We start from the raw sequence: 18679 nt of genomic DNA on the forward strand, positions 1-18679 counted from the left end.
ACGTCCGCGCCTCAACACCAAGGAATCAGTGTGAAAATCCTCGTCACCGGCGGAGCCGGCTTCATCGGCTCCAACTTCGTCCGCCGCACTCTCGAAGACGCCTACCCGGGTCTCGAAGGCGCCGAGGTCGTCGTCCTCGACGCCCTCACCTACTCGGGCAACGAGGCCAATCTCGCCTCCGTGGCCGACTCGCCCCGGTACTCCTTCGTCAAGGGCGACATCCGCGACGGCGCACTCCTCGACACGCTCTTCCCCGGGGTGGACGCCGTCGTCCACTTCGCCGCGGAGTCGCACGTCGACCGTTCCGTCCGCGACGCGTCGATCTTCGTCGAGACGAACGTGCTGGGCACCCAGCAGCTCCTCGACGCCGCCCTGCGCAACGACCTGAAGCGCTTCGTCCACGTCTCGACCGACGAGGTGTACGGCTCGATCGCCGAGGGGTCGTGGGCAGAAGACCGCCCGCTCGAGCCCAATTCGCCGTACTCCGCCTCGAAGGCGGGCAGCGACCTCCTGGCCCGCAGCTACCACCGCACCCACGGCCTCAACGTCTCGATCACGCGCTGCAGCAACAACTACGGCCCGTTCCACTTCCCCGAGAAGGTCATCCCCCTCTTCGTCACGAACCTCATCGACGACAAGCACGTCCCCCTCTACGGCGAGGGCAACAACATCCGCGACTGGCTGCACGTCGACGACCACACGCGCGGGATCGCCATGGTGCTCGTCGACGGCCGCGCGGGCGAGATCTACAACATCGGCGGTGGCACCGAGCTCACCAACCGCGAGCTGACCGAGATGCTGCTCGAGTCCACCGGCAAGGACTGGTCCTACGTCGACCGCGTCGCGGACCGCCTCGGCCACGACCTCCGGTACTCCGTCGACATCTCCAAGATCCGCGACGAACTCGGCTACGAGCCTCGCGTCCCGTTCGCCGACGGACTCGCGGAGGTCGTGCAGTGGTACCGCGACAACCGTCAGTGGTGGGAGCCCCTGAAAGAGCGCGCGGCCCTCTGATGAGCACTCCGCAGAACCTCCGTTACCTCGTCACCGGCGCCCGCGGCATGCTCGGGTCCGACCTCCTCGAGGCTCTCTTCGGCCGCGAGGTGACCGTGCTCGGTCGCGCCGACCTCGACGTCACGGACCGCGACGCGGTCTTCTCCGCGGTGGCCGGGCACGACGTCGTGATCAACGCCGCGGCCTACACGGCGGTCGATGCGGCGGAGACCGACGAGGAGGCGGCCCGAGCCGTCAACGGGACCGCAGCCGGTCTGCTCGGCGAGGCCACCGCCTCCTCGGGGGCGAGACTCGTCCAGGTCTCGACCGACTACGTCTTCGACGGCACCGCCACGGAGCCCTACGCGGAGTCCACTCCCCTGGCTCCGGTCAGTGCCTACGGCCGCACCAAGGCCGAGGGCGAGCGCCTGGCCCGTGAGGCCAACCCCGACGGCACCTACATCGTCCGGACGGCCTGGCTCTACGGGCAGCACGGTCCGAACTTCGCGAAGACCATGCTCCGCCTGGCATCCACCCACGACACGGTGAGCGTCGTCGACGACCAGATCGGTCAGCCGACCTGGACTCTCGACCTCGCCGAGCAGATCGTCCGACTCGTCGACTCCGACGCACCGGCCGGTGTCTACCACGGCACGAACGGCGGTCGCGCGAGCTGGTTCGACTTCGCCCGTGCGGTCTTCGAGACCGCCGGTCTGGATGCCGACCGCGTGAAGGCGACCGACAGCTCGAGCTTCGTCCGCCCCGCCCCCCGCCCGGCGTTCAGCGTCCTCGGCCACGACGCGTGGACCGCTGCCGGCCTCGCTCCGCTGCGTCCGTGGGACGAAGCACTCCACGACGCCGCCGCGAAGGGGGTCTTCTCGTCCGATGACGACACTCCGAGTGGTCGTTGACCAGGTCCTCGCACCCGTTCCCGGCGGCATCGGCCGCTACACCGTCGAGCTCACGCGGAGTCTCATCGCGAACGCCCCGCGAGGGTGCGACGTCGAAGGCGTCGTGGCGGCCCACCCGCAGGCGGAGTACGACCGGCTCACCGATCTGATCCCCGGTCTCTCCGGGCTGGCCAAGGCGCCGCTCGGTCGGCGGGAGCTCTCGCTCGCCTGGCAGACCGGACTCGCCGGGCTCCCCGGGCGGGGCATGGTGCACTCGACGAGCCTGCTCGCACCGCTGTTCCGGCACGACCGTGCGCTCGAGCCCGCGACGCAGACCGTCGCGACCATCCACGACACGGTCCCGTGGACCCACCCGCACACGCTCACCCCTCGCGGTGTCCGCTGGCACAAGGCGATGGCCCGGCGCGCGCACCGGTTCGCCGACGCCGTCGTCGTCCCGACCCATGCGGTGGCCGACGAGCTCTCCGAGCGCTTCGACTTCGGCGATCGCCTCCGCGTCATCGGCGGCGCCGTCAGCCGGGACCTCACCGTGCCCGCCGATGCAAACGCCGTCGCCGACGAACTGGGTCTGCCCGAGGCCTACGCCCTCAGCATCGGCACGCTCGAACCACGGAAGGGCATCGAGCCCCTCATCCAGGCCATGGGACACCCCGACGCCCCCGACATCCCGCTCCTCATCGTGGGGCCGGCCGGTTGGGGCGACGTCAGCATCGCGGACATCGTCGCCCGCGAGAACCTGCCGGAGGACCGCGTGCGGTCGCTCGGCTTCGTCAGCGACCAGCAGTTGGCCGTGCTGCTGCAGCGCGCGACGGTCTTCGTCTTCCCGAGCCTCGCCGAGGGCTTCGGCCTGCCGGTGGTCGAAGCCCTGAGCCTGGGCACCCCGACGATCATCTCGGACACTCCGGCCCTCGTCGAGGTCGCGGCCGACGCCGCGGCCGTCGTGGCGCGAGACGACCCCGAGCACTACCCCGAGCGCCTCGCTCAGGCCATGTACCAGATCGTCAACGACGTCGAGCTCAGCACGCGGCTGGGAGTGGTCGGCATCGACCGCTCGCACGCCTTCAGCTGGTCGGACTCGGCGGACAAGGTCTGGCAGCTGCACGCCGACCTCTAGACCCGTCGACCCGATCCGTCGGGGCTCGGCCGACGGGGTCGAGTCCGGACGGGCGGAGGCCCGTCAGGCCACGAGCGAGCAGCGCGAGGCCCGTCCGCCCGCGAGCGAGCAGCGCGAGGCCGGTCAGCCCGCGGCGGACGCGGTCGCGGCGGCGACGTCGGCGCGGATGATCGTGTAGTCGGGGTAGACGTTGTCGTAGGTCGGAGGCACGATCTCGAGGTCGCCGATCTCCTGCCCCTTCGTCTTCAGCGCCAGCTCGACGAACGCGCTCAGCGCTCCCCGAGGGATGTCGGTGTCGACGGTCTGCACGCCCGCGCTCGCGACCGCCTGGAACTTCGCCAGGACGGTCGTCGGCTGGAACTGGGTCAGCAGGGCCTGCTGCACCTCACGCTGTCTGACCATCCGGTGGTAGTCGTCCGATCCGTGCCGCGCTCGGGCGTACCAGAGGGCGTGGTAGCCGTCGAGGGTCTGTCGGCCGGGCTCGATCCACCCGTCGACGTTGATGGGCTCACCGGCCGCGTCGACGCCGCCGTTGATCGGGAGACGACCCTCGGTGTTGTCGACCTCGATGCCGCCGAGAGCGTCGATCAACTGCGCGAAGCCCTCCATGTCGATCAGCACGTAGTACTGCAGGGTCAGACCGGTGACGCCGGACACGGCGTCGCGCATAGCCTCGACCCCGGCGTTCGAGCCGTTCTGTTCGGCATCGGGATAGAGCTCGGGGTGCTCTTCACCGTAGGTGTAGAGGTAGCTGATCAGGCAGTCGTCACCGCAGGAGTACCCGTCCGGGTAGACGCCCCAGAGCGGCGATCCCTCGGAGAAGGGCGAGTTGTACAGATTGCGGGGGATCCCGATGAGCGTGGCCGCCCCGGTCTCGGCGTCGATGCTCGCGACCGAGATGCTGTCCGGACGCAGCCCCGTGCGATCGGCCCCCGCATCGCCGCCGAGCAGCAGGATGTTGTACCGGCCGTCGACGGGGTCGGCCGCCTGGGCCTGAGAGGTGAAGAGGTCGTTGAGCAGCCCGTGCTGCACACCCGAGAGATAGGCGCCCCAGGCGGCCGGGCCGACGGTGACGAAGAGCAGCAGGGCCATCACGCCCGCCAGGAAGCCGCGCGACGTCGGATTCGTACGGACGATGCGGAGGAGTCTGAGGGTGTCGAGGGTCAGCACGACCCACAGCACCGCGAAGTAGACCAGGTAGACCTGCACGATGGTCAGGGCCACGACGCTCGTCGCCATCTCGATCAGGGGGCGGCGGAAGAACAGCGCCGAGAGCAGCACGACGACCAGCACGGCCCAGAAGACGAGGGTCGAGGCGAGCCCGATCCGACCCAGTCGCCGGTTGCCGGCCAGGACCTGGGCGGAGCCTGGCACGAGCACGTTCAGCACGACCAGCACCCAGGCCCGCCGGGTCATGAACGGCTCCGACCCGAGGTCGGGGTTGCGGACCGGCAGAGCCGTGCTCACAGCGACCGCTGCAGGGCCGTGTTCTTCTCCTCGACGAGCTCGCCGAGGCTGGTCGCGTAGTCCGTCAGCCGGGCGGCGAGGCCCGGGTCGGAGACCCCGAGGATGCGCGCGGCGAGGAGGCCGGCGTTGGCCGCCCCGCCGATGGAGACCGTCGCGACCGGGATGCCGGCCGGCATCTGCACGATCGACAGCAGGGAGTCGAGACCGTCGAGCTTCGCCAGGGCGACGGGCACGCCGACGACGGGCAGGGTGGTGACCGAGGCGAGCATCCCCGGGAGGTGCGCCGCGCCTCCTGCACCCGCGATGATGACGCCGAGACCGCGCCCGGCGGCCTCGCGCCCGAACCGGATCATCTTGTCGGGCGTGCGGTGCGCGGAGACGACCTCGACCTCGTGCGCGATGCCGAACTCGGAGAGGATCTCGGACGCGCTCCGCATCGTCGGCCAGTCGCTGTCGGACCCCATGACGATCGCGACCCGCGGCGGCGTGCCGGGATCGTTCGCGACGGAGGGGGCGAAGGAGGCGCGGTTCGGGTCGGACACGAGCTAGAGGATAGCGTCAGCCCTCGAAGAACGCCGCACCGGCGCGCGCCCGGTAGGTCGCCTCGTCGAGGTCGTCGCCGGTCGCCGTCACGTGCCCGACCTTCCGACCGGGGCGCGGGTCCTTGCCGTAGTCGTGCACCTTGACCGACGGGTGATCCGCCATGAGCGCGGGGAGCCGCTCGGCCAGGGTGCCCGCCTCGGGCCCTCCGAGCACGTTCACCATGACGCTCCAGGCGTCATGCGGTCTCGTGTCGCCCAGAGGGAGGTCGAGGACGGCACGGAGGTGCTGCTCGAACTGACTCGTCGTCGATCCGTCGATCGTCCAGTGCCCCGTGTTGTGCGGGCGCATCGCCAGCTCGTTGATCAGCAGGCGGTCGTCGTCGGTCTCGAACAGCTCGACGGCCAGCACGCCCGTCACCCCGAGCCGCTCGGCAACCGTGCGCGCGATGGCCTCCGCGGCCTCCGCCAGACGACCCGCGCTCTTCGGCGCCGGCGCGATGACCTCCGCGCAGACGCCGTCGCTCTGCACGCTCTCGACGAGGGGCCAGGCGACGATCTGACCGCTCGGGCGGCGGGCCACCGACTGAGCGAGCTCGCGGCGGAAGTCGACCAGCTCCTCCACGAGCAGTGCCTCTCCGTCGGCCAGGTCGGCGAACCAGTCGTCAGCACCGTCGGCCTCGCGGACGACCCGCACGCCCTTGCCGTCGTAGCCGCCGCGGGCAGTCTTGACGACCGCGCTGCCGCCGTGCTCCGCGAGGAACCGGCCGAGCGCCTCGGCGTCGCGCACGGCCGCCCAGTCGGGCACGGGCAGACCCAGCTCGCTGAGCCGACGGCGCATGACGATCTTGTCCTGCGCGACGGCCAGCGCCTCGGGCGACGGGTGGACGGCGACGCCGGCGTCGACGAGCGCCCGGAGGACGTCCTGCGGGACGTGCTCGTGGTCGAAGGTCACCGCATCGACGTCGCGGGCGAAGGCGAGGACCGTCTCGACCTCGTGGTAGTCACCCACCTGCGTCGCGGCGAGGCGCGCCGAGCTGCCCTCCGTCTCGGCCAGGACGCGGATGTCGAGTCCGAGATGGATGGCCGGGGGGACCATCATGCGGGCCAGCTGCCCGCCTCCGATCACGCCGATCCGGTAGGCCATGGTGTCTCCTCGATGCGGGCGTCCGTCCCGGACCCGGCGCGGGGCCGGTCCGAGAGGGGCGCGGTAGAATCTTCCGGGCTCGTCGAGCCCTCCCCATCTTGGCCGATACCCCGAGGAGGCGCATGCGCCGGCTCGCCCTGCAGCTCGTCCGCTACGGCACCGTCGGCGCCCTCGGGGTCGTCGTCGACCTGGGTCTGTTCAACGTCTTCCGGGCGACGGTCTTCGACCCGGAGCGCATCGCGGCCGGGCCGCTACTCGCCAAGGTCGCCTCGGGAGTCATCGCCATCGTCGTCGTCTGGCTGGGCAACCGGTACTGGACGTTCCGCGCGACGCGTCGCAGCCGCGCCCTCCGCGAGGCCGTCGAGTTCTTCGGCGTGGCGCTCGGAGGTCTCCTGATCGGGCTGGCCTGCCTCGGGGTGTCCCACTACGTGCTCGGATTCCGATCGGCAGCGGCCGACAACGTCTCGAGCAACGTCGTCGGCCTCGCCCTGGGCTCGGTCTTCCGGTTCACGCTCTACAAGCTCTGGGTGTTCCACCCCGCGCGGACCGGCATCGAGGCTCAGGGGCGGCCGAGTCCCCTGTAGTCGAAGCCGGCCGCACGCCAGGCCACGGAGTCGAGCGTGTTGCGGCCGTCGACGACGCGAGGGTGCGACACGAGTCCGGCGACGACGGCCGGGTCGAGCTCACGGAACTCGGTCCACTCGGTGAGGACGAGGACGACGTCGGCGTCGCGGAGCGCCGACTCGACGTCCGTCGCGTACTCGAGCTCGGGCGCCACGCGACCGGCCGTGGCGTTCGCCTCGGGATCGAACGCGGTGACGATCGCGCCGCTCGCCCGGAGGCGGCGCGCCACGTCGAGCGCGGGCGAATCGCGGACGTCGTCGCTGTTCGGCTTGAAGGCCAGCCCCAGCACCGCGACGCGGGCACCGGCGAGGTCGCCGACGAGCTCGCCGGCCAGCGCGACGACGCGATCGCGACGACGGAGGTTGATGGCGTCGACGTCGGCCAGGAAGGCGAGCGAGTCGAGGCCGAGCTCGTCGGCTCGGGCCTGGAACGCCCGGATGTCCTTCGGGAGGCAGCCACCGCCGAAGCCGATGCCGGCGTTGAGGAACTTGCGACCGATGCGCGCGTCGTAGCCGATGGCGTCGGCGAGCTGGGTGACGTCGGCGCCGGTCGCCTCGGCGACCTCGGCCATGGCGTTGATGAACGAGATCTTCGTGGCGAGGAACGCGTTGGCCGAGACCTTGACGAGCTCGGCCGTGGCGTAGTCGGTGACCAGACGCGGCGTCTCGGCCGCGAGCGCGGTCGCGTAGACGGCGTCGAGCTGGGCGGCGGCCCGCTCGCCGGTCTCGCCTCGTGCGACGCCGTAGACGAAGCGATCGGGGGTGAGGGTGTCTTTGACGGCGAAGCCCTCGCGGAGGAACTCGGGGTTCCAGGCCAGATCGGCCCCCGAGGAGGCGCGCACCAGCTCGGAGAGGCGACTCGCCGTCCCGACCGGGACGGTCGACTTGCCCACGACGAGGTCGCCGTCGGCCAGGTACGGGAGGAGCCCCTCGACGGCCGCGTCGACGTAGGTGAGGTCGGCCGCGTGGCTGCCCTTCGTCTGCGGTGTGCCGACGGCGACGAAGTGGACCTCGGCGCCCGCGGCGTCGGCGAGATCCGTCGAGAATCGGAGCCGACCCGAGTCGAGCGCCCGGCCGAGGACCTCGGGGAGGCCCGGCTCGAAGAAGGGGGCGCGCCCCGCCGACAGCTCGGCGACCTTGCGCTCGTCGACGTCGATGCCGACGACCTCGTGCCCGAGCTCGGCCATGCAGGCCGCGTGCACGGCGCCGAGGTAGCCGCAACCGATCACAGAAATACGCATGGAGACACCTTTTGTCGTTCGAGGGTCGGAACGGGTCTAGTCGCCGTTCCAGAGGGGCGCCCCGTCCACCGGGGCCGATTGGTCGTGCTGCCGCCGCTGCGCGACGAAGTTCGTGTTCGATTCCATCATGTCGTGAAGAGTGGACTGCACGAGGTCGGCCCCCGGCACGTCCCACAGCACGACGGGCCGATCGAGACCGCTGTTGATCAGGACGTCGCCGCTGCGGAACAGACTCTGCACGCCGTTCTTCCTGACCGTCAAATCGTAGCCGCGGCTGTGGAGGAGCTCCTGGCGGGTCCGGACGAGCAGCCCCCGCCGCAGGATGATGCGACGCGTCGTGATGACGTAGTGCCGACCGAGCCACACCAGCAGGGGGACGAGCCAGACCAGCACGATGAGCACCCCGGCGGCGGCGAAGACCAGCGTGTTCTGCCAGTCGGCGTCGAAGCGCCCGCCGAGGTACCCCGTCGCGGCGCACACCGCGACGAGCGCGACCGACGGCCAGAACATGACGCGGGAATGCGGCCGGAGGCGCGCGACGACGGCCTCGGGGGCCTGCTGGTCGGCGGTGCTCATGGGGTCATTCATAGCGCAGGTGGGTGACGTCGCCGCTGGACACCGCCGCATCGGCCCCTGTGCGGGGTCGGACCACCAGGCGTCCGGTCGGGTCGATCGCGACGGCGACGCCGTGCAGATCCGTCCCGTCGGGCAGCTCGACGCGGACGTCGCGCCGCAGGGTCGAGCAGTCCGTCGAGACGCGGGCGTGGAGTCCGGACGCCATCGCGTCGCCCCCGTGCTCGACGAGGGTGCCGAAGAGACCGAGGGTCTCGTCGAGGAACGCGGCCAGCACCCGATCGGCGAGGTCGGAGGCGGCGCCGTCGACCCCGTGCAGCGACAGAGACGTGGAGGTCGGAGTCGGCAGGCGTTCCGCCGGCACGGTGAGGTTGACGCCCACGCCGATCACGACTGCGCCGTCCGGTCGGGCCTCGGCCAGCACACCGCAGATCTTCCGGCCGTCCACCTGCACGTCGTTGGGCCACTTGAGACCGACCTCGCCCCGACCGGGCGCCACCAGGGAGGCGAGGGAGGCGCGCATCGCCACCCCGGCCAGCAACGGCAGCCAGCCGAGGGACGACCCGTCGAGCCCCCTCGCGTCGAGCAGCACGCTCGCCGCGAGGGTCTCGTCGGGCGGTGCCGACCACGAGCGGTCGAGTCGCCCACGGCCCGCGGTCTGACGCAGGGTGGCCACCACGCCGCCGTGACGGGAGTCCGTTCGGGCGACCAGGTCGGCGTTGGTGGAACCTGTCGTCCCGACGTGCTCGAAGAACGGGCTCCGTGCCGAGCTGAGTGGGAAGGTCATCGCGTCAGCCTAGGCCGGACGGCGCCGGGTGTTCACGGAACCCACCACGGACGATGCTCCCCACGCGTGGAAACCTCCAACGGTGTCGGACGACGTGGTCAGTAGAGTGAGGCGGGTGACCTCCGACACGACGCCCTCCCCCGAGACCACCGCCGGCACCGAGCCCGACCTGCACACCACCGCGGGCAAGCTGGCCGACCTCCGGGCGAGGTACCACGAGGCCGTGACGGCCAGCGGCGAGGCGGCCGTCGCCAAGCAGCACGCCAAGGGCAAGAAGACCGCTCGCGAGCGCATCGACCAGCTGCTCGACCCCGGCTCGTTCGTCGAGCTCGACGAGTTCGTCCGCCACCGCACGCACGCCTTCGGCATGGAGGCGAAGCGCCCCTACGGTGACGCCGTGGTGACCGGCACCGGCACGATCCACGGTCGTCAGGTGGCCGTCTACAGTCAGGACTTCACCATCTTCGGCGGGTCCCTCGGCGAGGTCGCCGGCGAGAAGATCATCAAGGTGATGGAGCTCGCTCTGAAGACCGGCGTCCCGATCCTCGGCATCCTCGACTCGGGCGGCGCCCGCATCCAGGAGGGGGTCGTCGCCCTCGGCAAGTACGGCGAGATCTTCCGTCTGAACACGGCCGCGTCGGGTGTCATCCCGCAGATCTCGCTGATCATGGGCCCGGCCGCCGGAGGCGCGGTGTACTCCCCCGCGTTGACCGACTTCGTCATCATGGTCGACAAGACGAGCCACATGTTCGTCACCGGCCCCGACGTCATCAAGACGGTCACCGGAGAGGACGTCGGCTTCGAGGAGCTCGGCGGCGCGCTGACGCACAACAAGATCAGCGGGGTGTCGCACTACCTCGCCAGCGACGAGGACGACGCGCTCGACTACGCGCGCTCGCTGCTGTCGTACCTGCCCGACAACAACCTGTCCGAACCGCAGGTCTTCGACCGGGCCGTCGAACTCGAGACCACCGACCACGACCGTGCGCTCGACACGATCATCCCCGACAGCCCGAACCAGCCCTACGACGTGATGACCGTCATCGAGCACGTCGTCGACGACGGCGAGTTCCTCGAGGTCCAGCCGCTGTTCGCGCCGAACATCGTGATCGGCTTCGGCCGCGTCGAGGGTCGCTCGGTCGGCATCATCGCGAACCAGCCCTCGGCGATGGCCGGCACCCTCAACATCGAGGCCGGCGAGAAGGCCAGCCGCTTCGTGCGGTTCTGCGACGCCTTCGGCATCCCCATCCTCACGCTGGTCGACGTCCCCGGCTACCTGCCGGGCACCGATCAGGAGTGGACCGGCGTGATCCGCCGCGGGGCGAAGCTGCTCTACGCCTACGCCGAGGCGACGGTGCCCCTGGTGACCGTGATCACCCGCAAGGCGTACGGCGGGGCCTACATCGTGATGGGTTCGAAGCAGCTCGGCGCCGACATCAACCTCGCCTGGCCGACGGCCGAGATCGCCGTGATGGGCGGCCAGGGCGCCGTGAACATCCTCTACCGCAACGAGATCAAGGCCGCGGAGGCCGCGGGCGAGGACGTCGCGGCCGTGCGCAGCCGCCTGGCGAAGGAGTACACCTACAACGTCGCGAGTCCGTTCCTCGCAGCCGAGCGCGGCGAGCTCGACGGGGTCATCGAGCCGTCCGCCACCCGCGTCGCCGTCATCAAGGCCCTGCGGGCCCTCCGCACGAAGCGGGCCGCACAGCCCGCGAAGAAGCACGGGAACATCCCCCTGTGAGCGGACGGCACGCCGCGCTCCCGGTCGACGGAGACCCGCGCGAGGTCCTCGCCGATCCCGCGCCCGCCCTGCCCGTCATGCTGACCATCGTCTCGGGGCGTCCCACCGACGACGAGCTCGCGGCCATCACGGCCGTCCTGGCGGCCGGCGAGGCCGCGGCGGCCGCGGAGCAGGCCACCCTCCTCGTGCCGCAGCCCGAATCGGCGTGGACGCGCTCGAGACGTCGCCCCCGAGGGCCGTTGACCGTCGGACCGGGCCACTGGCGCTCGTTCTCGGGCTGATCGACCCGACCCGCGCCTCCTCGGCGCCGTTGTCCCCCGCGCGTCATGCGGCTCCGGGTCGACAACCCGGCACATCGGCACCGTTCCGGCCACCCGAACAGGGGTAGACGAGGTTATCGTCCCCTGGTTGTCCCCCTAAATGTCGACTTTGCACTCGGTGCGACGACGGGCATCATTGTTCTTGCTAGGTGTAACTCTTCGAGTCGCACCACCGTTTGAGAATCAACTAGGGTAAGCGGGTTCTCAATCGGGGGCGGGTCAGGGCGGCATTCGGGTTGCCGCCCTGATCCGAAATCTTCCAGAAGGGCCGGACATCGTCCGGCCCTTCTTCTTTTCGGGCGTTCAGGCCGAGAGGGTCCTCGGGATCTGCAGCCAGAGCTGGACCTCGTCGTCGTCGCCCTCGTCGTCGTCCGACGTGCTCGAGAAGCCGCGCCCCAGGGCGCTCGAACTCGGATCCGGCGATCCGAGCCCGACCACGGTCACGGCGTGGTCGCCCCCGCCCGGCACCGTCCTGATGACGATGCGATCGGCGACCGAACCGTGCAGCGCATCGGCCAGAGTCCGATGGATGCGCGCCAGATCCGCACCGTCGACGTCATCGAGGCCGCCCTCGTCGAGCAGGCTCACGACCGCCCCGCGCCGACGAGCCGCCATCACCTCGCGCCGCACGTCGTCGTCGAGCAGACGTCGACCGCGGATCTCGTCTCGGATGGCGCCCTCGAGGTTCAAGCACTCGCGCCGCTGCTCGGCGCTCAGATCGCCGTCCTGAGACACGATGGCGAGCAGCATCGGACGGGCCGTCCGTCCGGTCTGCAGCAGGCGGTACTGACGCTCGTTGACATGGGCCTCCTGGGCCGCCTGCCAGTCGGCCGCCTCGTGCTCGGCGAGGATGAACTCCCGCGTCTCGCGACTCGCCCGCGTCAACGACGACGACATGGCGGTGGCGAACGCGACCCAGGTCACGCTGCCGATCACGCCGAGATCGGCGAGGGTGTCGGCTCCGCTCCAGGCCGCACCGTGCAGCGCCATGAAACCCACCCCGAGCCAGGCGAACGCCTGCCGGTGACGCGTGGCGACGATGACCATCAAGGTGCCGATCGCGGCCACGTACCACGTGGCGTAGCCGTTCCTCCCCGCCGCGTCGAGCTGCGACGTGATCTGCAACGGGATGACGATGCTCACCGCCAGTGCGAAGGCCGCGATCCAGACGGGCATCGCCGGCCCCCTGCCCGGCCAGAGCGCGGCGACGGTCGCCGCCGCGTACGCGACCATGCAGGCGACGACGGGCCAGGGATCGTCGAACCGGTCGAGCGAGACCGAGGCCAGCACGAGGTGGTAGCAGGAGAAGACGGCGGCCAGCAGCACGATGAGCCATCGCGGCACGGAGACCCTCATGAGAGCCGTCCCGGCAACGGCGGAGTGATGTCGCCGCTCGGCCACAGCAGACGGACGATCGTGCCGTCGCCCGGCCGCGAGTCGATGCAGGCACGTCCGCCGGCGTTCCGCAGGCGCTCGACGATGGAGACCCGGACGCCGAGGCGCTCCCCGGGGACCACGGCGGGGTCGAAGCCGTGCCCGGTGTCGCCGACCTCGATCAGAGCCCCGCCGTCCGGGCCCGAGTGGATGCCGACCCATCGACGGACACCGTCCCCGTGGCCGGCGTGCTGCGAGCTGTTGACGAGGGCCTGCACGGCGGCGCTGTACAGGGCCTCGGCCGCGGCGGACGGGACGCTGCACCCCATGAGGTCGCCCACCTTCAGATCGACCGACACCCCCATCTCGGAGCTCACGACGGCGAGCCGCTCGCGCAGGGACTCGAGGGTCGTCGTCGATTCGTCGAACGGCGTCGCCGCCGCCGCCGAGGCGAGGTGCGCCACGGCGTTCCGGGCCATGTTCGTCGCCAGGACGCGCTCGTCGGGCGAGTAGGCGCGAGCGGCCTGGATGAACGTCGTGAGGACGCTGTCGTGCACGATCGCGTCCACCTGGACCCGCTCGAGCTCCGTCGCGTGCTCGCGGATGGCGTTCGAGTAGCGCGCGACGGCGAGAGCCTGCGCCGCATCGACGTTCGCGGCCGCCTGCCGCAGGATCACGACCAGGATGAGCACGGCTCCCCCGAGCAGCACGGCGTAGGTCGAGTCGAGGGCGGCGTGCGCCAGCGACACCGCGCCTCCTGAGGGGGTCAGACGGATCAGGCCGTAGACCAACGGGGCGACGAACAGGTACCCGACCGCGATCCAGGCTGTGAACGCGTACGCGGCCGCAGCCGTCGCGACGGTGCAGAGGTACCAGAGCCACGGCACCGACGTCTGCACCGCGCTGGGGTCGTTCACCGCCAGCGGCCAGGTGATCAGCGCGATGAGGTACGAGATGGCGACGAAGGCCGCAGCGGTCTCGGCGCCGCGGACGACGATGCTCGCGACGGCGACGGCGACGAACCCGCCGAAGATCGAGATGCCGATGAACCACGCCCACGCTTCTTGCATGGACCCGATCTGGTCGACCATCGACGGGATGGTCTGCACGCCGAAGACGATGCCGCCGGCCCCGACGACCCGGCCCACGACCTTCTCGAGGAGCGCCCGACTGATCGGGTTCCGTGACGGACGCGGCGGCGCCGTCGGCCCGACGGAGGCCTGGTCAGCGACCATCCCCGCCGTCCGCGTCGAGACCGGGGAGGATTCCGTCCTCGACGGCACGGCGCAGCAGGTCGACCTTGGTCGGAGCGGGACGACCCACCTCGACGTACTTGACGCGGATCCGGTCGAGGTACTCGCGCGCGGTCGAGTACCCGATGCCGAGCTGCTGCGCGGCGAGCTTGAGCGGCAGTCCCGAGGCGTAGAGGTGCAGGATCTCGCGCTCGCGCCGTCCGAGCTGCGCCTTCGCGAAGTCGCGGTCGGCGTCGATCGCGCTCGCCCACTCGAGGTTGTTCAGCACGTCGCCGCGGGCCACCGTCGCGACGGCGGCCATGACCGTCTTCGTGGCGGACGACTTCGGGATGACGCCGGCGGCGCCGGCGGCGAGCGCCTCGCGGACGGACGCGACGCGGTCGGCGATGCTGTGCACCAGGACGGCCGAGCCGGTCGCCTGGACGCGCTTGACGTTCTCGGTGACGGTAGAGCCGTCGCCGAGCGACAGATCGAGCACGACGACGTCGACCTCACGGCCAGAGAGGTTCTCGACGAGCTCTTGCACGCCGGCGGCCGTCAGCACGACCTCGAAGCCCTCGTTCTGGCACGCCGCCTGGATGCCCAGCCGCACCGACTCGTGATCGTCGACGATCGCGACGCGCACGGGCACGGTCGTCGGGGCGGGCTTGTTCGGATCAGTCGATGTCTCAGACACGGTGTTCCTTCGCTCGGCGTGCGTCCGGGCCCCTGGAAACCCCGGGCGTGCACGGGCCCCATCGTATCGGCATATCGGTCGGGGCTCGGGGTCCGGGGCTCGGGGTCCGCGTCGACGGGTCAGGCCCGGACGAGCCGCGCGACCGTCTCGACGTGGTGGGTGTTGGGGAAGAGGTCGTACGCGGCGAGCGCGTCGACGTCGTACCCGAGGTCGCGGAACAGGGCGATGTCGCGGGCCAGGGCGACCGGGTCGCACGCGACGTACACGATCTGGGCCGGTACGAGCCCGGCGATCTCCGTGACGACGTCTCGACCGGCGCCCGACCGCGGCGGGTCGAGCACCACGGTCGAGGCGGCGTAGCGACCACGGTCGAGGGATCCCGCCTGGGCGGCGGTCTGGCGGATCCAGCGCTCGACCCGCCCGGTCACCGCCGAGGCGCCGAGCCAGTCGGCGAGGTTCTCGGACGCGTGCTCGGTGGCGCGTTCGTCGCTCTCGACGCTGGTGATGCGGGTCCCCGCGCCGAAGGCGTCACCGACGGCCGCGGCGAGCAGGCCGACGCCGCCGTAGAGGTCGAGGTTCGCGGCCTTCGGGTCGAACAGGTCGGGTCGGATCGACTGCTGGACGGCCTCCGTCAGCGTCGTGGCGGCCTCGCGGTGCACCTGCCAGAAGCCCCGGTCGTCGAGTCGGAACTCGCGGTCGCCGACCGTCTCGTAGATCGTGGTGCGCGACTGGTCGCCGATGACGAGACGGGCGCCGCCGACGCTCGGGGCCAGCACGTCGATGTGGGCCTCACCCGGGAAGGCGTCGCCGAGCGGCGCCGCCTCGACGAGCTCGGGAGTCGCGAGCGGGAGGTCGTCGACCTGCACGACCGTGTGCGACCGTGCCGCGTACGGCCCCGTGCGTCCGTCGGCGTCGACGTGCAGTCGCACGCGCGTGCGCCAGCCGGTGCCGCCGCGCTCGTCGTCACCCGGCAGGGCCGCGACCTCGACGTCGGACCGCTCGGCGTCGAGACCGCCGGTGCGGGTCAGCGCATCGCGGAGAACCTGCCTCTTGAGCTCGCGCTGATGGGCCAGGTCGATGTGTCCGAACTCGGCGCCGCCGGCCCGCGCCGAGGGGTCGACCTCGACCGCGGCGGCCGACCAGACGTGAGGCCTGCGGTGCTCGCTCGCCTCGACGACCGACACGGTCTCGGCACGCCAGAACGACTTCTTGCGGTCTTCCGTGATGCGCGCCACGACCCGCTCGCCCGGCAGCGTGTCCGAGACGAAGACGACGCGGCCGTCCAGTCGCGCCACCGAGATCCCCCCGTGTGCGATGCCCGTCACGTCCAGTTCGACCTCTCGGCCCTGCATGTCTCCCATACGACGAGTCTGACAGGCTGGTCGACATGACCGTTCCCCTCTTCCTGGCGAGCACCTCCCCGGCCCGTCTGTCGCTGCTCCGGTCGGCTGGCGTCGAACCCGTCCTGATCAGCCCCGGGGTCGACGAGGAGGCGGCGGTCGCCGTCGCCGAAGCGGCCGCGGGTCGGGCGCTGACGGCGGCCGAGACGGTGGCGCTGCTGGCGAGGGCGAAGGCCGAGGCCGTGCTCGACACCCGGCGCGACGGCCTCCCCCTCGACGGGCTCGTCCTCGGCGGCGACTCCGCCTTCGAGTTCGACGGCGAGGTGCACGGCAAGCCCCACGAGCCCGCGATCGCCCTCGAGCGCTGGCGGCGGATGGCCGAGATCGGTCACGGCACCCTCTGGTCGGGTCACTGGCTGATCGACCATCGGGGCGGGGCGCCCCGTCGGAGCCCCGAGCACCCCGAAGGAGGCGCGGGTCGGGTCGCGAGCGCGACGCTCACCTTCGCCGACGATCTCGACCCCGACGAGCTCGCCGCCTACGTGGCCACGGGTGAGCCCCTCGAGGTGGCCGGGGCCTTCACCATCGACGGGCGAGCGGCCGCCTTCATCACCCGCATCGACGGGACGCCGAGTGCCGTCGTCGGCCTGTCGCTGCCGGAGCTCCGAGCCATGGTGCGCGCGTTCGGCGTGCCGTGGCACGAGCTCTGGAACTCGTCGACCGCGGGTCTCTTGTAGAACTCGTCACGCGCCTCCGGCGCCTTTTTGTGCACGTCAGCCAAAGACCGGTGAGAGGTGCCCAATAGGCTGAGGGACTATGCCGCGTATCAGCAAGGTCCTCATCGCCAACCGTGGAGAGATCGCCGTCCGGGTGATCCGGGCCGCGCGTGACAGCGGCATCGGCTCCGTCGCCGTCTACGCCGACCAGGATCGCGACGCCCAGCACGCCCGCCTCGCCGACGAGGCCTACGCGCTCGACGGCTCGACGAGCGCCGAGACCTACCTCGTCATCGAGAAGATCCTCTCGGTCGCCCGGCGCTCGGGCGCCGACGCCGTGCACCCCGGCTACGGCTTCCTGGCTGAGAACGCCGACTTCGCCCGCGCCGTCCAGGCGGCCGGCCTCGTCTGGATCGGGCCGTCGCCCGAGGCCATCGAGCAGCTCGGCGACAAGGTCTCCGCGAGGCACATCGCCGAGCGCGTGGGCGCGCCCCTGGCCCCCGGCACGCTCAACCCCGTCTCGGGTGCCGACGAGGTGCTCGCGTTCGTCGACCAGCACGGACTCCCCGTCGCCATCAAGGCGGCCTTCGGCGGCGGGGGTCGCGGCCTCAAGGTCGCCCGGACCCGCGACGAGGTCCCCGAGATGTTCGACTCGGCGACCCGCGAGGCCGTCGCGGCGTTCGGCCGGGGCGAGTGCTTCGTCGAGAAGTACCTCGATCAGCCGCGTCACGTCGAGACCCAGTGCCTCGCCGACGAGCACGGCAACGTCGTCGTCGTCTCGACGCGCGACTGCTCGCTGCAGCGTCGGCACCAGAAGCTCGTCGAGGAGGCCCCCGCGCCGTTCCTGACGGACGAGCAGACCGCCGCGCTGTACGAGTCCTCGAAGGCCATCCTCCGCGAGGTGGGCTACGTCGGCGCCGGCACCTGCGAGTTCCTCATCGGCAAGGACGGCACGGTGTCGTTCCTCGAGGTGAACACGCGCCTGCAGGTCGAGCACCCCGTCTCCGAGGAGGTCACCGGCATCGACCTCGTCCGCGAGCAGTTCCGTCTGGCCGAGGGCGGCGTGCTCGACTACGACGACCCCATCGCCCGCGGGCACTCGTTCGAGTTCCGGGTGAACGGCGAGGACGCCGGTCGCGGCTTCATGCCCGCCCCCGGCCCGGTCCACGTCTTCAAGGCCCCGGGCGGGCCGGGCGTGCGCGTCGACAGCGGCGTTCAGGCCGGCGACGAGATCAGCGGCTCGTTCGACTCGCTGCTCGCCAAGCTGATCGTCACCGGCCCCACGCGTGAGGTCGCGCTCGAGCGTTCGCGCCGGGCCCTGGCCGAGTTCGAGGTCGCCGGGCTCCCCACCGTCCTCCCGTTCCACCGTGCCATCGTCGACGACCCGGCCTTCGCGCCGGCCGACGGCGCCCCGTTCTCGATCTACACCCGCTGGATCGAGACCGAGTTCGACAACACCATCCCCGCCTGGAGCGGCGAGGCCGAGGCCCCCCGACCCGACGACGAGCGCACGACCGTCGTCGTCGAGGTGGGTGGCAAGCGGGTCGAGGTCTCGCTGCCGGCCGGTCTCGGTGCCCGCACCGCGCCTCCTTCGGTCGCCCCGAAGCGCCGCGGGGCCTCCCGCTCGGGTGTCGTGACGGCGACCGGCTCGTCCGTCACGTCGCCGATGCAGGCCACCGTCGTGAAGCTCGCCGTGACCGAGGGTCAGCAGGTCGTCAAGGGCGACCTCGTGCTCGTGCTCGAGGCCATGAAGATGGAGCAGCCCGTCGCCGCCCACCGCGACGGCGTCGTCTCGGGGATCGACGCCACGGTCGGCCAGACCGTCTCGTCGGGTCACGTGCTGCTCAGCATCGACTGATCGCCC

18 protein-coding genes are annotated in these 18679 nt (G+C 71.2%); 8 read left to right on the top strand and 10 right to left on the bottom strand.

What is annotated here, in order from left to right; all coding sequences use genetic code 11:
• Positions 1-30: 30 nt before the first annotated feature.
• The 3 genes from rfbB to ACZ6JE_RS04735 are packed head-to-tail and all read left to right on the top strand — an operon-like array spanning position 31 to position 3018.
• Entirely contained in the window at positions 31-1014 is a 984-nt protein-coding gene (rfbB, locus tag ACZ6JE_RS04725; RefSeq protein WP_192058531.1) for a dTDP-glucose 4,6-dehydratase, read from the top strand.
• Positions 1014-1904 (top strand): dTDP-4-dehydrorhamnose reductase, encoded by an 891-nt coding sequence (gene rfbD / locus ACZ6JE_RS04730; protein WP_243213598.1) that lies wholly within the window; start codon positions 1014-1016, stop codon positions 1902-1904. Before rfbB ends, rfbD begins: the two co-directional genes overlap by 1 nt.
• Positions 1879-3018, top strand: coding sequence for a glycosyltransferase family 4 protein (locus ACZ6JE_RS04735; RefSeq protein ID WP_192058536.1), 1140 nt, complete (start codon positions 1879-1881; stop codon positions 3016-3018). Before rfbD ends, ACZ6JE_RS04735 begins: the two co-directional genes overlap by 26 nt.
• 123 nt (positions 3019-3141) lie before the next feature.
• On the opposite strand, the gene ACZ6JE_RS04740 is transcribed toward ACZ6JE_RS04735, so the two are convergent.
• Genes ACZ6JE_RS04740 through ACZ6JE_RS04750 form a run of 3 tightly spaced genes read right to left on the bottom strand, consistent with a single transcriptional unit; the run spans position 3142 to position 6171 of the window.
• Positions 3142-4485: an LCP family protein gene (locus tag ACZ6JE_RS04740; protein WP_464318329.1), complete on the bottom strand. Its 1344-nt coding sequence runs from the start codon at positions 4483-4485 to the stop codon at positions 3142-3144.
• Positions 4482-5027 carry a 5-(carboxyamino)imidazole ribonucleotide mutase gene (gene purE / locus ACZ6JE_RS04745; protein WP_320476889.1) on the bottom strand — a complete coding sequence of 182 codons (546 nt, stop codon included), beginning with the start codon at positions 5025-5027 and terminating at the stop codon, positions 4482-4484. The genes ACZ6JE_RS04740 and purE overlap by 4 nt, the downstream gene beginning before the upstream one ends.
• Before the next feature lie 16 nt (positions 5028-5043).
• The gene (locus ACZ6JE_RS04750) at positions 5044-6171 is read right to left on the bottom strand and encodes a 5-(carboxyamino)imidazole ribonucleotide synthase (RefSeq protein ID WP_464318330.1); all 1128 of its coding nucleotides are present in this window, start codon (positions 6169-6171) and stop codon (positions 5044-5046) included.
• A 122-nt stretch (positions 6172-6293) separates the two neighbouring features.
• Between ACZ6JE_RS04750 and ACZ6JE_RS04755 the strand changes: the two genes are divergently transcribed.
• Positions 6294-6755 (top strand): GtrA family protein, encoded by a 462-nt coding sequence (locus ACZ6JE_RS04755; protein ID WP_320478998.1) that lies wholly within the window; start codon positions 6294-6296, stop codon positions 6753-6755.
• Here ACZ6JE_RS04755 and ACZ6JE_RS04760 read toward each other — a convergent pair.
• The 3 genes from ACZ6JE_RS04760 to ACZ6JE_RS04770 are packed head-to-tail and all read right to left on the bottom strand — an operon-like array spanning position 6731 to position 9395.
• On the bottom strand, positions 6731-8035 hold the full coding sequence (locus ACZ6JE_RS04760; RefSeq protein WP_464318331.1) for a UDP-glucose dehydrogenase family protein: 1305 nt from the start codon (positions 8033-8035) through the stop codon (positions 6731-6733). The two genes, ACZ6JE_RS04755 and ACZ6JE_RS04760, sit on opposite strands and share 25 nt — an antisense overlap.
• Before the next feature lie 36 nt (positions 8036-8071).
• On the bottom strand, positions 8072-8611 hold the full coding sequence (locus tag ACZ6JE_RS04765; RefSeq protein WP_192058545.1) for a PH domain-containing protein: 540 nt from the start codon (positions 8609-8611) through the stop codon (positions 8072-8074).
• Positions 8612-8615: 4 nt separating this feature from the next.
• On the bottom strand, positions 8616-9395 hold the full coding sequence (locus ACZ6JE_RS04770) for a biotin--[acetyl-CoA-carboxylase] ligase (RefSeq protein WP_464318332.1): 780 nt from the start codon (positions 9393-9395) through the stop codon (positions 8616-8618).
• Between the two features lie 115 nt (positions 9396-9510).
• On the opposite strand from ACZ6JE_RS04770, the gene ACZ6JE_RS04775 reads away from it, so the two are divergent.
• On the top strand, positions 9511-11136 hold the full coding sequence (locus ACZ6JE_RS04775) for an acyl-CoA carboxylase subunit beta (RefSeq protein ID WP_192058550.1): 1626 nt from the start codon (positions 9511-9513) through the stop codon (positions 11134-11136).
• A complete protein-coding gene (locus tag ACZ6JE_RS04780) occupies positions 11133-11417 on the top strand; it encodes an acyl-CoA carboxylase subunit epsilon (protein ID WP_371740646.1) in 285 nt (94 codons plus the stop codon). The genes ACZ6JE_RS04775 and ACZ6JE_RS04780 overlap by 4 nt, the downstream gene beginning before the upstream one ends.
• A 342-nt stretch (positions 11418-11759) precedes the next feature.
• Here ACZ6JE_RS04780 and ACZ6JE_RS04785 read toward each other — a convergent pair whose 3' ends face one another.
• The 4 genes from ACZ6JE_RS04785 to ACZ6JE_RS04800 all read right to left on the bottom strand — a co-directional run bounded on the left by ACZ6JE_RS04785 (position 11760) and on the right by ACZ6JE_RS04800 (position 16120).
• Entirely contained in the window at positions 11760-12800 is a 1041-nt protein-coding gene (locus tag ACZ6JE_RS04785) for a hypothetical protein (protein WP_464318333.1), read from the bottom strand.
• A gap of 8 nt (positions 12801-12808) precedes the next feature.
• Complete coding sequence (locus ACZ6JE_RS04790; RefSeq protein WP_463463111.1) at positions 12809-14065, bottom strand: ATP-binding protein; 1257 nt, start codon at positions 14063-14065, stop codon at positions 12809-12811.
• Positions 14055-14759, bottom strand: a complete 705-nt coding sequence (locus ACZ6JE_RS04795) for a response regulator transcription factor (protein WP_463463112.1) — start codon at positions 14757-14759, stop codon at positions 14055-14057. Before ACZ6JE_RS04795 ends, ACZ6JE_RS04790 begins: the two co-directional genes overlap by 11 nt.
• Positions 14760-14878: 119 nt before the next feature.
• Positions 14879-16120 carry a class I SAM-dependent RNA methyltransferase gene (locus ACZ6JE_RS04800; RefSeq protein WP_464318334.1) on the bottom strand — a complete coding sequence of 414 codons (1242 nt, stop codon included), beginning with the start codon at positions 16118-16120 and terminating at the stop codon, positions 14879-14881.
• Positions 16121-16146: 26 nt separating this feature from the next.
• On the opposite strand from ACZ6JE_RS04800, the gene ACZ6JE_RS04805 reads away from it, so the two are divergent.
• Together ACZ6JE_RS04805 and ACZ6JE_RS04810 are read left to right on the top strand one after the other, a co-directional pair.
• Positions 16147-16836, top strand: coding sequence for a Maf family protein (locus ACZ6JE_RS04805; RefSeq protein WP_464318335.1), 690 nt, complete (start codon positions 16147-16149; stop codon positions 16834-16836).
• A 79-nt stretch (positions 16837-16915) separates the two neighbouring features.
• Entirely contained in the window at positions 16916-18673 is a 1758-nt protein-coding gene (locus ACZ6JE_RS04810) for an acetyl/propionyl/methylcrotonyl-CoA carboxylase subunit alpha (RefSeq protein ID WP_192058564.1), read from the top strand.
• Positions 18674-18679: the final 6 nt, after the last annotated feature.

The sequence above is a fragment of the Frigoribacterium sp. AC759 genome (genome assembly GCF_979256015.1).

Coding starts and splice junctions, on each gene's coding strand:
- ACZ6JE_RS04760 (WP_464318331.1), bottom strand. CDS start 8,035: ATGCGTATTTCTGTGATCGGTTGCGGCTACCTCGGCGCCGTGCACGCG.
- ACZ6JE_RS04735 (WP_192058536.1), top strand. CDS start 1,879: ATGACGACACTCCGAGTGGTCGTTGACCAGGTCCTCGCACCCGTTCCC.
- ACZ6JE_RS04770 (WP_464318332.1), bottom strand. CDS start 9,395: ATGACCTTCCCACTCAGCTCGGCACGGAGCCCGTTCTTCGAGCACGTC.
- rfbD (WP_243213598.1), top strand. CDS start 1,014: ATGAGCACTCCGCAGAACCTCCGTTACCTCGTCACCGGCGCCCGCGGC.
- ACZ6JE_RS04800 (WP_464318334.1), bottom strand. CDS start 16,120: ATGGGAGACATGCAGGGCCGAGAGGTCGAACTGGACGTGACGGGCATC.
- ACZ6JE_RS04790 (WP_463463111.1), bottom strand. CDS start 14,065: ATGGTCGCTGACCAGGCCTCCGTCGGGCCGACGGCGCCGCCGCGTCCG.
- ACZ6JE_RS04805 (WP_464318335.1), top strand. CDS start 16,147: ATGACCGTTCCCCTCTTCCTGGCGAGCACCTCCCCGGCCCGTCTGTCG.
- ACZ6JE_RS04750 (WP_464318330.1), bottom strand. CDS start 6,171: ATGGCCTACCGGATCGGCGTGATCGGAGGCGGGCAGCTGGCCCGCATG.
- ACZ6JE_RS04765 (WP_192058545.1), bottom strand. CDS start 8,611: ATGAGCACCGCCGACCAGCAGGCCCCCGAGGCCGTCGTCGCGCGCCTC.
- ACZ6JE_RS04755 (WP_320478998.1), top strand. CDS start 6,294: ATGCGCCGGCTCGCCCTGCAGCTCGTCCGCTACGGCACCGTCGGCGCC.
- ACZ6JE_RS04810 (WP_192058564.1), top strand. CDS start 16,916: ATGCCGCGTATCAGCAAGGTCCTCATCGCCAACCGTGGAGAGATCGCC.